At 42.0% G+C, this 12,719-nt stretch carries 15 protein-coding genes and 1 tRNA gene; 13 read left to right on the top strand and 3 right to left on the bottom strand.

Annotated features, from left to right (window positions below; all coding sequences use genetic code 11):
* The coding region (locus tag RR876_RS12205; protein ID WP_332637084.1) for a type I secretion C-terminal target domain-containing protein at nucleotides 1-1,984 on the top strand (1,984 nt) is incomplete at its 5' end.
* A gap of 137 nt (nucleotides 1,985-2,121) precedes the next feature.
* Here the strand turns inward: RR876_RS12205 and RR876_RS12200 are convergent.
* Nucleotides 2,122-2,197: transfer RNA gene (locus RR876_RS12200), tRNA-Gly, on the bottom strand.
* Nucleotides 2,198-2,418: 221 nt separating this feature from the next.
* Between RR876_RS12200 and RR876_RS12195 the strand changes: the two genes are divergently transcribed.
* From RR876_RS12195 to RR876_RS12175, 5 genes are all read left to right on the top strand, one after another.
* Nucleotides 2,419-2,727 (top strand): BolA family protein, encoded by a 309-nt coding sequence (locus RR876_RS12195; RefSeq protein WP_176536954.1) that lies wholly within the window; start codon nucleotides 2,419-2,421, stop codon nucleotides 2,725-2,727.
* A 14-nt stretch (nucleotides 2,728-2,741) separates the two neighbouring features.
* Entirely contained in the window at nucleotides 2,742-3,134 is a 393-nt protein-coding gene (locus RR876_RS12190; RefSeq protein ID WP_332477729.1) for a SirB2 family protein, read from the top strand.
* Between the two features lie 85 nt (nucleotides 3,135-3,219).
* Nucleotides 3,220-4,074 (top strand): ParA family protein, encoded by an 855-nt coding sequence (locus RR876_RS12185; protein ID WP_279679147.1) that lies wholly within the window; start codon nucleotides 3,220-3,222, stop codon nucleotides 4,072-4,074.
* Entirely contained in the window at nucleotides 4,071-4,460 is a 390-nt protein-coding gene (locus RR876_RS12180) for a hypothetical protein (protein WP_332477730.1), read from the top strand. The genes RR876_RS12185 and RR876_RS12180 overlap by 4 nt, the downstream gene beginning before the upstream one ends.
* Before the next feature lie 215 nt (nucleotides 4,461-4,675).
* Nucleotides 4,676-5,269 (top strand): LysE family transporter, encoded by a 594-nt coding sequence (locus RR876_RS12175; RefSeq protein WP_005401909.1) that lies wholly within the window; start codon nucleotides 4,676-4,678, stop codon nucleotides 5,267-5,269.
* On the opposite strand, the gene RR876_RS12170 is transcribed toward RR876_RS12175, so the two are convergent.
* Nucleotides 5,266-5,910: a DedA family protein gene (locus RR876_RS12170; RefSeq protein WP_332477731.1), complete on the bottom strand. Its 645-nt coding sequence runs from the start codon at nucleotides 5,908-5,910 to the stop codon at nucleotides 5,266-5,268. The two genes, RR876_RS12175 and RR876_RS12170, sit on opposite strands and share 4 nt — an antisense overlap.
* A 194-nt stretch (nucleotides 5,911-6,104) precedes the next feature.
* Here RR876_RS12170 and RR876_RS12165 point away from each other — a divergent pair, with 194 nt between their 5' ends.
* The 7 genes from RR876_RS12165 to RR876_RS12135 all read left to right on the top strand — a co-directional run bounded on the left by RR876_RS12165 (nucleotide 6,105) and on the right by RR876_RS12135 (nucleotide 11,889).
* Nucleotides 6,105-6,521: a DoxX family protein gene (locus RR876_RS12165; protein WP_332477732.1), complete on the top strand. Its 417-nt coding sequence runs from the start codon at nucleotides 6,105-6,107 to the stop codon at nucleotides 6,519-6,521.
* Nucleotides 6,522-6,633: 112 nt separating this feature from the next.
* Complete coding sequence (locus RR876_RS12160; RefSeq protein WP_332477733.1) at nucleotides 6,634-6,999, top strand: NirD/YgiW/YdeI family stress tolerance protein; 366 nt, start codon at nucleotides 6,634-6,636, stop codon at nucleotides 6,997-6,999.
* A gap of 147 nt (nucleotides 7,000-7,146) precedes the next feature.
* Nucleotides 7,147-8,715, top strand: coding sequence for a glutamine-hydrolyzing GMP synthase (guaA, locus tag RR876_RS12155; RefSeq protein WP_332477734.1), 1,569 nt, complete (start codon nucleotides 7,147-7,149; stop codon nucleotides 8,713-8,715).
* A gap of 322 nt (nucleotides 8,716-9,037) precedes the next feature.
* Complete coding sequence (locus RR876_RS12150; RefSeq protein WP_218289132.1) at nucleotides 9,038-9,985, top strand: pirin family protein; 948 nt, start codon at nucleotides 9,038-9,040, stop codon at nucleotides 9,983-9,985.
* A 106-nt stretch (nucleotides 9,986-10,091) separates the two neighbouring features.
* Nucleotides 10,092-10,490, top strand: coding sequence for an OsmC family protein (locus tag RR876_RS12145; RefSeq protein ID WP_332477735.1), 399 nt, complete (start codon nucleotides 10,092-10,094; stop codon nucleotides 10,488-10,490).
* A gap of 131 nt (nucleotides 10,491-10,621) precedes the next feature.
* A complete protein-coding gene (locus RR876_RS12140) occupies nucleotides 10,622-11,263 on the top strand; it encodes a glutathione S-transferase (protein WP_332477736.1) in 642 nt (213 codons plus the stop codon).
* Between the two features lie 14 nt (nucleotides 11,264-11,277).
* On the top strand, nucleotides 11,278-11,889 hold the full coding sequence (locus RR876_RS12135; RefSeq protein WP_332477737.1) for an alpha/beta hydrolase: 612 nt from the start codon (nucleotides 11,278-11,280) through the stop codon (nucleotides 11,887-11,889).
* Between the two features lie 26 nt (nucleotides 11,890-11,915).
* Here the strand turns inward: RR876_RS12135 and RR876_RS12130 are convergent, their stop codons facing one another.
* Nucleotides 11,916-12,518 carry an SPOR domain-containing protein gene (locus RR876_RS12130; RefSeq protein ID WP_332477738.1) on the bottom strand — a complete coding sequence of 201 codons (603 nt, stop codon included), beginning with the start codon at nucleotides 12,516-12,518 and terminating at the stop codon, nucleotides 11,916-11,918.
* Nucleotides 12,519-12,719: the final 201 nt, after the last annotated feature.

Raw genomic sequence — 12,719 nt, 5'->3', positions numbered from 1 at the left:
AAATGGCAACACGATCTGGGAAGGCGAGACTGATGATACGGGCGCATTCAGCGCGACAGTAGATACAGCAGCGGTTCAGGCAGGTGATGATGTCACAGTCGAAGTGACGGATAAGGCTGGGAATACAGGCACAGATACAGCAACGGCTGGCGACTTAATCTTTACAAATGATCCGCTGGTACTTGAAAATGATAGTGCTAATGCCGTTTACCAAGAAAGTCAGGTTAATCCAAATCCAATCGGTGAATTAACTTCTGACACAGCAATTAAGCTACTGGCTGGTAGTAGTGCTACAGACAAGCTAGAGTTTAGTATAGCAAATGGAGCTCAAGATGTTGTCATCACAGTCAAAAGCGAATCCTTGGTAACTGTGGCAGATGCATATTCATTTACTGTTATAAATAAGGAAACAGGTCAAGAATATACAGTGGCAGCATCAAGCACGGCTCAAGGCGGTTTAGTCGCAGGTGCTTTAGGATTGGAAGCATTAGGTGTTATCGGTGATGATGGCAATGGCTTAAGACTAGATATTCATGACCTGCCACCAGGCGATTATGAAGTCGTGGTTCAGGGCGACCAAAGTAAACTGGCTGATATCTTATCTACTGTGAGTTTAGAAGACTTAGGCAGTAATACGGTCGAAACTTTAATTTTGGATACAGTTACTGGCTTACTTAAAGACGCCTTAATAGGTAATGAAAATATTGCTGCTGGATTATTAAATCAGCTTTCAGTCGAACAATTATTGAATCTTGTCGAAGGCAATCCCAACCCTTTAGTATCAGGTTTAGGATCAACTTTACAGGCTGTTTTAGCGAATCCTCTACTCGCTCTTGTGCTTGGTGATATTACGAGTGCGACGGTTGGTGAAATTCTTGAGGGTAATATAAATAGTGGGGTCTTAGGCCTTATAAACAACATACCATTAGTTGGTCCTAGCCTTGTTCAGCCTCTATTAAATGCTGTAGGTGGTCTGGTTGATGGTGTAGTTGATAACCTTGATTTAATTGGTGAAGATTTATTTAATCTGGTGATCGAGCCATTAATTGCAGATGTACTACTGGCAGGTTTGATTGATAATTTAAGTTTAAATGACGCTTTGAATGGCTTATTAGGGAGTGTCAAGGATCTATTAACTACCATTGGTGCAGGTGACTTACTCCCTGCATTGGATGATGTGTTGCAGCTAGTGGCTCAAGAAATCCTGAGTAATCCTGCACAGTTGTTTAATGAGGTGAATGCCGCAGTTTATGGCGTTGATGAAAAAACATATGTTGCCGAAGGGAATGTGCTTACGAACGATGACGTAGTAAATGGTTCAATCATTGAAGTCAACGGAGTTCCTATTACCTTCAACCAAACAGATGTAAATGGCAATTACGCTATCATCACAGGTACCCACGGGACATTACATCTTTACGAAAATGGGCATTATATCTATACGTCCACAGTAACATCAGGAAATGCTACTTCAGTGGTTGATAATTTCACGTATACCGTTCAAGACGAGTATAGCAATACTGAAGATGCCGTTTTAACCATCACAACAGATCCAGTAAATGAGACCATCGATTTCTCTGGTACAGCCAGCGATGATATTTTGCAGGGTGGTGCTGGTGATGACATTCTGACTGGTGGAGATGGTGCCGATACTGCTATCTATTACTTGTTAGATAATGCGGATGCAACGGGTGGCAATGGTACAGATACTTGGACCGACTTTGAGTTTGGTACTGATGCAGACAAGATAGATATTTCAGCGTTACTGGATGGTCTGCAAACATCGGCCAATATTGGGGATTATATTTCAGTAGAAACCAATGTTGATGGTAAAGCAGTGATTAGTATTGACCGTGATGGCGCGAGTAATGGATTTTCTGCGTCAGATCTTTTGGTTTTGGATAATATTTCTCCAGCAGATTTAAACTTAACAAATGAACAACTGTTAAATAGTCTGTTAAATAATAACCAAATTGTTTACTAAGTAATCAGCATGTAATTCATCAGAAAAGGTACTGTGTGAATATATGCACAGTACCTTTTTGCTATCTGAATGGAGATGTATTTGAGATATTGCCAAATAAAAAAGCCCCCATCTTTCGATGAGGGCTTTTTTGAATTTGGAGCGGGAAACGAGACTCGAACTCGCGACCCCAACCTTGGCAAGGTTGTGCTCTACCAACTGAGCTATTCCCGCATAGCGCTGTATGATACAGCAAGCAAGTTCAGGGTCAATAGCTTTATGAAAAAGCTGAGTTTAATTGCATAAAATAAAGCCAGTTTTAGACGATGCCTTGAGATTTTTTTAACTTTTGTTCACGAAACGTTGTGCCTGATGCTAGCTGAAAGGGTTTTACGCATTCAACATCCTGAAGGAACAGGTATACTCTGAACGAATCATTATTTTTGGAGACAGGTATGAGCTTGGAGCAGCAACTGATTGAACGCTTACAACAGCTTTCCCCATCGCATTTAGAAGTCGTGAATGAATCTTCTGGTCATGGCGGCTATTTTCCGGGTAAAGAATCACATTTTAAAGTGATCGTGGTGAGTGATATTTTTGCGGGATTGCGTTTAGTTCAGCGCCATCAAAAAATTTATGCGGTAGCAGGAGATTTACTTAGTCCAGGTAAAATTCATGCTTTGGCTATTCATGCCTTTCTACCCGCAGAGTGGCAAGGGCAAGATACTTCCAGCCCAAATTGCGCGCACGCCCCGAAAAGCTAAGCAGAGATTTAGTCATGGAAACACAATTATTGATTAAGATCGTGCATATGAGTGCGGTCAGCTTGGCATGTGTCGTGATTTTGGCGCGTGCCATGACGCTATTTAAAGGCGTCCAAGGCAATCAGCCTAATCCAGCGGGTCGAACGGCTTTTGTTGCTCTTCAGCACTTAAGCATGCTGGTGATTGTACTGACTGGGATTGCACTTTTAGTGATGAAAAACTTTGATGTACAAACATGGTTTTATGCCAAAGTGGTTTTATTTTTAGTGATGTTGTCCTCTTTGTCGAAAGCGTATAAAAAAGAAGATAGCATTTTACTTACACAGCGCCGAGCGGGTTTATTTTTGGTGGTGGTTGCGATGATTTCCATTTTAGGTTTAGTCGTTATTAAACCAAACTTTGGCTAATTGTTAGACATAATTATCGGCACAGCGATTGTTCTGCGCTACACTGCTATCTATAGCGGAAAAATAACAAGAGGGAGGGGATTTCATGCATACACGTGTGGTATTTAATCAAAAAGGTGGCGTCGGCAAATCCAGTATTGCAGTGAATTTGGCAGCAATTAGTGCATATCAAGGCCTAAGAACCTTACTGATTGATCTCGATCCGCAAGCGAATTCGAGTCAGTATGTGCTGGGCGATGACGCAACGTATTCGGCAGACAAGCCTGCTTTAGAACCCAATATTGAAAACTATTTTGAAGAAGTACTTGGAACAACTCAAAATAAAAGTCTATTGGGCAGTGCTATTGGTTCGATCCTCAAAGGGCGTGCTAAAGGCTTAGAAAGTTATGTACATCAATCCCCTTTTAAAAATTTGGATGTGATTCCAGCCAGCCCAAGCCTGGGGGCATTGGCTTATGCTTTAGAGTCAAAACATAAAATTTATAAACTGCGTGATGCGTTACAACAACTTGCTGGAAAATATGATCGTGTCTATATCGATACACCACCAGCCTTTAACTTCTTTACTTTGTCGGCACTGATCGCAGCCAATAAAGTCCTGATTCCGTTTGATTGTGATGTCTTTTCTAAACGTGCATTGCAAACTTTGATCGAAAATGTGCTCGAAACCCAAGACGATCATAATGATCATTTGGAAATTGAAGGCATTGTGGTGAATCAGTTCCAAGCGCAGGCCAAACTTCCGCGTGAAGTGGTGCAAGAGCTGAAGGATGAAGGTCTGCCTGTGCTAGAAAGTATGTTGCCCCCATCGGTGCTGATGAAAGAATCTCACCACAAAAATTTACCCTTGATTCATTTGGCACACGATCATAAATTGACGCAGGCCTATCAATCATTGTTCAATGAGATTGAGAATAATAAACTGCGAGATTCAGCATGAAAAAGATCACAATTGCTTTTTTAATGGGCAGTACGCTGTTATTGAGTGCCTGTGCCACAACGGTTAAACCGACTTATGTCTCTCCTACACAGTATCAAGCTTTGAACTGCCAACAGTTACAAGCGGAATATAATCGGATTCAGCAACATTTAGATGCAGGTGTACCTACTGCAAAACGTACGGGTGTCGGTGTGGGTCTAGGTCTGGGTGGTGGATGGAGTCATGGTGGCGGTTGGGGCTTTGGCCCAAGTGTTTCAGTGAATATGGGACAATCATCGAATACCAAAAAAACTGAAATTTCACGACTTTTGGGTCAGCAAGAGGCGATTGTACAAGCTGCAAAATTCAAAGGCTGTGCGATTACCGTGCAAAATAAGACGAATTAATGCCGCATTTATTCATCCTGCTGAAGGGTTCAACCTTTCAGCAGTCATTAAAACCTTAGCAAAATGTTTCGAAAATAATTTTAATAAAACAACGGACTATCGTTTTACAGGGCACTTTTCTACCTCATGGGTTCTGTGTTTTTTTCCGCTTTGACTTGAGGAAACTGTTCTTTTTCGGCTAAATTGCGCATCTTTAATGCTGTTGTTGGATGTCTATGATTGAGAGTTGGCTGTTTGTATTGGCAATGATTGCTGTCTTGATGATCCCGGGACCAACCAATGCTTTACTCGCAAGCTCTGCACATCAGCAAGGTCTGGCGAAGACCAGCTTACTTGTACCCGCAGAACTGTTTGGGTATTTCTATGCCATCAATTTATGGGCACTCCTGATTCATCTCAGTACACCGACTTGGCCCTATCTGATAGACCTTTTACATGCACTCAGTGCAGTCTATGTGTTCTGGCTGGCTTTTCATTTGTGGAAAAGCTCGCACTTAGAAAAACATAATCAACGTTTTACCTCGATTCGACCTAAACAATTGTTTTTTTCTACTTTGAAAAATCCGAAAGCGGTCTTATTTGCTGCAGGTATTTTTCCCTATGAAGCCTGGGATAATCCCACCAATTTCTTTTTGGTCTTTGCCGTGTTTAGTCTGGTGTTATTGCCAACGGCACTGTTCTGGATGTCTTTTGGCCGTGCCATTTTATCGGGCGAGTCCAAACAAATAAAAGCCGATCTCTTATATAAAGGATCGGCCATGTTGTTGGTGGTGTGTATGTTTCCCGTGATTCTACGCTTTTTTGCTTAAGCTTCAGGGGTTGATTTTTTCTTTAATTTGGCACGAATAAAACCAATAATCCCCGGCAAGACACTAATAATAATAATGCCGAAAATCAGATGCGTGAAATTGTCTTTGACCACAGGCACATTACCAAAAATATAGCCTAAAGTAATAAATGAACCAATCCAGCAGAATGCACCAATCAGGTTATAAGACAGGAAAAATTTGTAATTCATTTTTCCTGCACCTGCTACAAAAGGTGCAAAGGTTCGCGCAAAAGGGATAAAGCGCGCAAAAATAATGGTTTTACCCCCATGTTTTTCAAAGAACTTTTGCGTATTAATCAGGTGCTGTTTGTTGATGAAACGGGATTCGATTTCAAAAACGCGCGGTCCAATATAACGACCAATGTGATAATTCAGCGTATCGCCCAGTACAGCTGCGATAAAAAGTAAAACACCAAGAGTCCATGGGTTCATTGCACCTGTGGATGCAGCTAAGGCACCTGCGGCAAACAATAAGCTGTCGCCGGGTAGAAACGGCATGACCACCAAACCTGTTTCCACAAAGATGATGAGAAACAAAATTGCATAAATCCAAACCCCATAGTTGGTGATAAACTCAAGCAGATGGTCATCGACATGTAATATAAAATCAATCAGTTCCATGGGGCACAAATAAGCAAAAGAGTGCGGAAATCCTAGCAGTCTCGTTATCAGAAGTCAGTATTAAAACGTAAATAAATTTAGCTATTGGTGTTCTTATTTTGAAACGATGCGTGATAAAAATGCATATTTATTCTAAAAATAGAGAACATTAAGATAGCTACAACTTCAAATAAAACGTATTTAAAGGTGTAAAAATGTTTAATCCAAATGTTGTGGTCAAAAATATTGTCAATCAACCCAATACCGATGCAGTTTTAGCTTTAATTGCCCGTGTACTCATGGCTTATATTTTTGTTGTTGCAGGCTGGGGAAAAATTTCAGCATATAGCGCAACTGTAGGGTATATGGAGTCTATGGGTGTTCCCGGAGCGCTATTACCTTTAACCCTTTTAGTTGAGTTTGGTGGTGGTTTAGCGCTGTTATTTGGTTTTCAAGCCCGCTTTGCTGCGTTTGGCTTAGGTCTATTTAGTATAATTACTGCGTTTATTTTTCACGATGGCGCGCAAGACAGCATTAACTTTATGAAAAACTTTGCCATGGCGGGTGGTTTATTTTTTCTAATGCTGCATGGTGCAGGAAAAATGAGTCTAGATCATCTGATTGAAAAATAATTCAAAATGAAAAGCAGCATTCACGATGCTGCTTTTTTTATTTACAAAAAAGTACGGTGTGGATGCCTATTTTTTGTTTTGATCAAGATCAATAAAACATGAGGAAAATAAGATGAAAAATCTTTTTAAAATAGGGTTATGTATTATCAGTTTAAGTCTTGCCGCTGGTGCATGGGCCAAGGATGACCATATCATTTTACAAGCAGCAGCAAAGAACCATGTCTCTGTGTCAGCCATTGCAAAGCTCAAAGATGAAACGGCGGTCACCTTAAAAGGGACACTGCTGAAACATCTCAATGAAGACCACTACGAGTTCAGCGATGGTACAGGAGTTATTTTACTGGATATTGATGACGATTTATGGAAAGCATCCAATATTAAAGCAGGCGATAAAGTGCAGGTTGTGGGTGAGGTCGATACACATCGTTATAAACCGACCGATATTGAAGTCGTTAAAATAGAAAAAGTTTTGAAATAAACATCAGGCACGCGAAAGCGTGCTTTTTGATATAAAAACCATTGGGTTTTAATCATTGTATAAAGCTTGTCCGAATTATGTGCGTTATGCGCGGAAAAATGCTAGAATACGGCGCTTATATTCGTTTGCCTTTCATAGTTGTTTGTCATGACTACCAATACTCAAATTACTGAAGATCGTATCCTTATTTTGGATTTCGGTTCTCAATATAGCCAGCTTATTGCACGCCGCGTACGTGAAGCTGGCGTATATTCTGAAATGTATGCCTATGACATGTCTGAAGAAGACATTCGTGCATTTAATCCAAACGGTATCATCTTGTCAGGTGGTCCTGAGAGCGTACACGAAGAAGGCAGCCCACGTGCGCCAGAAGTTGTGTTCAACTTAGGTGTACCAGTTTTGGGTATTTGCTATGGCTTACAAACCATGTCTGCACAGCTTGGCGGTAAAGTTGAGCCGGGTACTGTACATGAGTTCGGTTATGCCGAAGTAAACATCCAAGTTCGTGACAAGTTGATTGGTGATCTTGAAGATACCAAAGACCAACTTAAAGTCTGGATGAGCCATGGTGACAAAGTGACAGCGATTCCTGAAGGTTTCCAAATCACTGCAAGCACATCAAGCTGTCCAGTTGCGATGGTTTCTGATGAAACTCGTCGTTTCTACGGTATTCAGTTCCACCCAGAAGTAACGCACACTGCAAAAGGTGCAGAGTTATTATCGAACTTTGTACACAGCATTTGTGGCTGCCGTAGCCTGTGGAACTCTGAAAACATCATCGACCTACGCGTTGAACAATTACGTCAGCAAATTGGCGATCAAAAAGTTCTTTTAGGTCTGTCGGGTGGCGTTGATTCATCAGTTGTTGCAGCGCTTTTACACCGTGCGATTGGCGATCAATTGACTTGTGTATTCGTTGACAACGGCCTGCTTCGTTTGAATGAAGGCGAACAAGTGATGGACATGTTTGCGAAAAACATGGGTATCCGTGTGATTCGTGCCGATGGGGAAGAGCGTTTCTTGACTGCACTTGCTGGTGAAGTTGATCCTGAGAAAAAACGTAAAATCATTGGTCGTGAGTTCATTGAAGTTTTTGCTGAAGAAGCACGTAAGCTTGATGGCGTAAACTTCCTTGCTCAAGGTACGATTTACCCAGACGTGATCGAATCTGCTGCAACCAAAAATGGCAAAGCACATGTGATTAAATCTCACCACAATGTGGGCGGTTTACCAGATGACTTAGCGTTTGAATTGGTTGAGCCAATCCGTGATTTGTTTAAAGATGAAGTGCGTCGTTTAGGCACAACTTTAGGTTTACCGTTTGAAATGCTATATCGCCATCCATTCCCAGGTCCGGGTTTGGGCGTGCGTATTTTGGGTGAAGTGAAGAAAGAATATGCAGACATTTTACGTCTTGCAGATGACATCTTCATGCAAGAGCTTCGTGCAAGTGGTTGGTATGATAAAACTGCACAAGCCTTTGCTGTATTCCAACCGGTGAAATCTGTTGGCGTCGTAGGTGATGGTCGTCGTTATGCATGGGTGATTGCACTTCGTGCGGTTGAAACCGTTGACTTTATGACAGCACGTTTCGCACATCTTCCTTATGATCTTGTAGATAAAATTTCGACTCGTATCATGAACGAAATTAAAGATGTTTCTCGTGTGGTTTATGACGTATCGTCTAAGCCACCAGCAACGATTGAATGGGAGTAATTTTCTAACGAAAATTACTTTTTGAAAAAGGACGCTTAGGCGTCCTTTTTTTGTGGTATTTGATTATTGGGATGAAGTGAGTCATTCGAAATCGTAATATCTATACTTTCTAATAAAGTTTGAGTGGATGCGTATGAACTCCTAAGGCATATAGGGAGAAAGATGTAACAACATTTTACATCCACTCATTGTCTTGTAGTTAGATTTTGAAAACACAAGATATTGTCCCAAGTTTAAGAATCAGCATTCTATTTTTAGGGATGTGCAGTTGGGAATCTGCTTGTTATGATCTAGAACATATGGATCTGTAATGAGTAAGCACATGACGAATAATAACTATACTGAACTTTCACATTCGGATGACTGTGAAAAGTACGTAAATCAATTCATTCAAGAGTTTCCACTGAGAAGTGCTGAAATCGGCCAAGGGACGGTCATCAAGCGTGCGCTGCCAAGTCGCCATAAACGAATGATTGGTGCATGGTGTTTCTTAGATCACGCGGGCCCTGTAACCTTCCCTCAAGGGGACGGTTTAGATGTTGGCCCACATCCACATATCGGTTTGCAAACCTTTACATGGATGATTGAAGGCACCATGATGCATACCGACAGTTTGGGTAGCAAACAGTTGATTCGTCCAAAACAGGTCAACCTCATGACCGCAGGACATGGGATTTCCCATACGGAAGTCGCACCAGATACAGAAACCAAAATGCATGCGGCACAATTGTGGATTGCATTGCCCGATGCACAAATTGCTGTTGAACCCCGTTTCGATCACTATCCAGAACTGCCAGTGGTGGAAAAAGATGGGGTGGAATTTACCGTTTTGGTCGGAGAGTTTTTAAATACCACTTCACCTGTGAGTGTTTATACCGAACTGTTAGGAGTGGATTTAAGCGCAGCAGAAAGCACCAAAACCCGTTTAACACTCAATCCTAACTTTGAATATGGATTTATGGCTTTAGAAGGAACAGCCACGGTTAATGGGCACGAACTGACTGAAGACAATATGGTGGTGCTCGAGCAGGGTGTAAGTGCGATTGAAATTGAAATTCATGCTGGCAGCCGCTTGTTACTGTTAGGTGGTGAACCATTTGAAAGTCCAATTCTACTGTGGTGGAATTTTGTTGGTCGTACTCAAGAAGAATTGAAAATTGCGCGTGATCAGTGGATTGCACAAGATGAACGTTTTGGTTCCATTCCTGACTATGAAGGTCCGCGTTTGGAAGCTCCGGCATTTCCAGACCAAATGCGTGCTTCAAAATAAGTGGTTTGAATACTGCGAAAAGTCGTTCAACAACAGAATAGGTGGACAGTTTCAATACTTGAAACCTATTCAAAATAATATCAATGAAAAATAGGATAATAAAAATATGGCAATAATTGCGAATGCGGAAGTCAAAACATGCGTCGAAGCATGGTCTGGTGAAGTAAGCAGTGGGCGACACCAATTTATTACCGATAAACCAGAGTCTTTTGGCGGTCAAGATAAAGGCCCAGCACCTTATGACTTTATTTGTACAGGTTTGATTTCCTGCACCATGATTACCCTACGGATGTATGCGCAGCACAAGGGTATTGAGTGGGGGGCTTTTAGTGTCGAAGCAGATTTTAATGCTAATAAAGAAGGCCGAGAATGGATCAGCCGTCGTTTGTCGTTTGAGCAAACATTGACAGAAGAAGTGCGCCAAAAAATCTTAGATATCTGTCAAAAGACACCAGTCACTAAAACTCTATTACGTTCTGTCGAGATTGAAACCTCAATTGTTTAAATTGGTTGACGGTTTTTTATAGGCGGTAAAGGATTTTGCGCGACTGGGTATTCATGTGCATCGACAGGTGCAAAATCTAAATTTTAGCGTAAAGTGAGTGCTAGATTTCAATTAAAACAAAAGGCAAAACAATGATTACCCTGCACCATTTAGAACATTCACGCTCTTTACGCATTTTATGGGCTTTGGAAGAATTAGAGCTGGAGTATGAGGTGAAGTTTTATAAACGCCTACCGACCTATGCTGCGCCACCTGAGTTAAAAAACATTCATCCCTTAGGCAAAGCCCCTGTTTTGACCGATGGTGATTTGGTCATTGCAGAATCTGCGGTGATTTTAGAATACTTGCAAGCCACCTACGATACGGAGCACAAGTTTAAACCGCAAAATCCAAAGGACTTAATGCAATATAACTACTGGATGCATTATGCCGAAGGTTCATTGATGCCATATTTGGTCATGACCTTGGTGATGAATAATGTACCCAAGCATGTCCCATTTCTAATTAAACCGCTTGCCAATAAAATTTGTGATGGGGTGAAAGGTGGCTTTATTAATCCACGCTTGAAAGAGCACAGTGCATATTTGGAAAATTATTTATCTCAACATGAATATTTTGCAGGGGATTTTTCCTTTGCCGATATCCAAATGAGCTTCCCTGTGGTGGCGATGCAAGAGCGGGTAAAAGCCCATAACCCTCAAATGGTTGCTTATGCACAGCGCATTCAGCAGCGCCCAGCCTTTAAAAAAGCCAAAGAGCTTAGTGGGTTCTAGAGGGTGGTGATGGTTTGAACTTGATTTTCTTACCCGGTGCATCGGGCAATACGGCATTTTGGCAACCTGTCATACAGCACCTTCCTCAGGACGATTCAACCATGGTCGTCGCTTATCCGAGCTTTGGTGGTTATCCTGATGATGTGGATGTGCAGAGCTTTGAGAGCTTTGAGAGCTTACAAGACGATGTATTGAATCAAATTCAACAGCCTTCTGTGGTCGTTGCACAATCGATGGGTGGCATTTTTGCAGTACAATCTGCCCTACAAAAACCTGAGCAGGTGCAGGCTTTGGTACTCGTGGCAACCTCAGGCGGCATTGATTTAAGTCCTTTTCAAGTAGCGGATTGGAGAAAGGATTATCAACAGTGCTTTACTGTTCCTGATTGGTTTGTTCAGCATCAGTCTGATTTGACGAGCATTCTGGAGCGTATCCAGTGTCCAGTTTTGTTGATTTGGGGCGATGCAGATCCGATTAGTCCTGTTGCGGTGGGGCAGGCCTTACACCGTCAAATACCACATGCAGAATTGCACATCGTGTCACAGGGACAACATGATTTGGCATATGTGCATGCGGAGCATGTTGCGCAATTGATTCAAAACTTTCTCTCCAAACTCAGAGTATAAAAAAAGGATGCCGAGGCATCCTTTTTTTAGCGTTTGACCACAATTGAGTCAATGCCGCTATGTTGTAGGGTTTGTTGCGCAATCACCGCGGCTTCTTGCGAGTCATATGGCCCTGAAATCACGCGATACCATGTTTGGCCACCTTCAACGGTTTTGACTACATCGGCAGAGAGACCATTTAAGATAATTTCTGCACGACGTGCATCGGCACTGTCTGGGTCAGGGTAGCTGCGCACTTGCAAAATAAAGCTTGGTGCTTGTGGTACCGGTGCTGTTTCGGTTAAACCTGGTTCAGCAGGAGTGCTTTCTTCAGCAGCAGGTGCTTCAACAATCACTACGGTGCTTGGATTGTCTTTAGTTTCAGGAATGGCTTGATCTGGAATCGGAGTCACTTGCTGCTGTGGCAGTAAGTCGTAGAAACGGTAGTCTTTATTGGTTTCTTCTTGATAATGTTCCGAAGTGATTTGACCTTTCGGCTTCACTGGTGCCCAAGGCTTCCACAGTAACAGTGCTACAGCAAAACAGAGCACGATTAAAATGACCACAAGTGTACCAAGCCAAGCTGGAATCAGTGGCTTTTTGGGTTTGTTCGGTCTTTCAGATACACCGCGCTGCGTTTTTCCAAACACGTGGAAACCTCTTTTCTTCTAATCAATATGAGGGACTAGCCCATTCTTTTCTTTATTTTAATACTTGGCCTCAAGGGATTAAAAGAGGCGTCATCGTAAAATAAAGAATCGCTTTGCAAAATTCAAGTTTCACAAAGCGAGCAATACATCATGGTTGATATGGCTACTTCGGGCATAGCCCTGTGTCTTGCGACGATGTGC

Source organism: Acinetobacter sp. (assembly GCF_036666595.1).
Lineage (GTDB): Bacteria > Pseudomonadota > Gammaproteobacteria > Pseudomonadales > Moraxellaceae > Acinetobacter.
This window is presented reverse-complemented; position numbering and strand designations above follow the sequence as displayed.

Bases quoted from the DNA above. Each gene is read 5' to 3' on its own strand.
- RR876_RS12195 (WP_176536954.1), top strand. From the start codon at position 2,419: ATGAGCTTGGAGCAGCAACTGATTGAACGCTTACAACAGCTTTCCCCA.
- RR876_RS12190 (WP_332477729.1), top strand. From the start codon at position 2,742: ATGGAAACACAATTATTGATTAAGATCGTGCATATGAGTGCGGTCAGC.
- RR876_RS12185 (WP_279679147.1), top strand. From the start codon at position 3,220: ATGCATACACGTGTGGTATTTAATCAAAAAGGTGGCGTCGGCAAATCC.
- RR876_RS12180 (WP_332477730.1), top strand. From the start codon at position 4,071: ATGAAAAAGATCACAATTGCTTTTTTAATGGGCAGTACGCTGTTATTG.
- RR876_RS12175 (WP_005401909.1), top strand. From the start codon at position 4,676: ATGATTGAGAGTTGGCTGTTTGTATTGGCAATGATTGCTGTCTTGATG.
- RR876_RS12170 (WP_332477731.1), bottom strand. From the start codon at position 5,910: ATGGAACTGATTGATTTTATATTACATGTCGATGACCATCTGCTTGAG.
- RR876_RS12165 (WP_332477732.1), top strand. From the start codon at position 6,105: ATGTTTAATCCAAATGTTGTGGTCAAAAATATTGTCAATCAACCCAAT.
- RR876_RS12160 (WP_332477733.1), top strand. From the start codon at position 6,634: ATGAAAAATCTTTTTAAAATAGGGTTATGTATTATCAGTTTAAGTCTT.
- guaA (WP_332477734.1), top strand. From the start codon at position 7,147: ATGACTACCAATACTCAAATTACTGAAGATCGTATCCTTATTTTGGAT.
- RR876_RS12150 (WP_218289132.1), top strand. From the start codon at position 9,038: ATGACGAATAATAACTATACTGAACTTTCACATTCGGATGACTGTGAA.
- RR876_RS12145 (WP_332477735.1), top strand. From the start codon at position 10,092: ATGGCAATAATTGCGAATGCGGAAGTCAAAACATGCGTCGAAGCATGG.
- RR876_RS12140 (WP_332477736.1), top strand. From the start codon at position 10,622: ATGATTACCCTGCACCATTTAGAACATTCACGCTCTTTACGCATTTTA.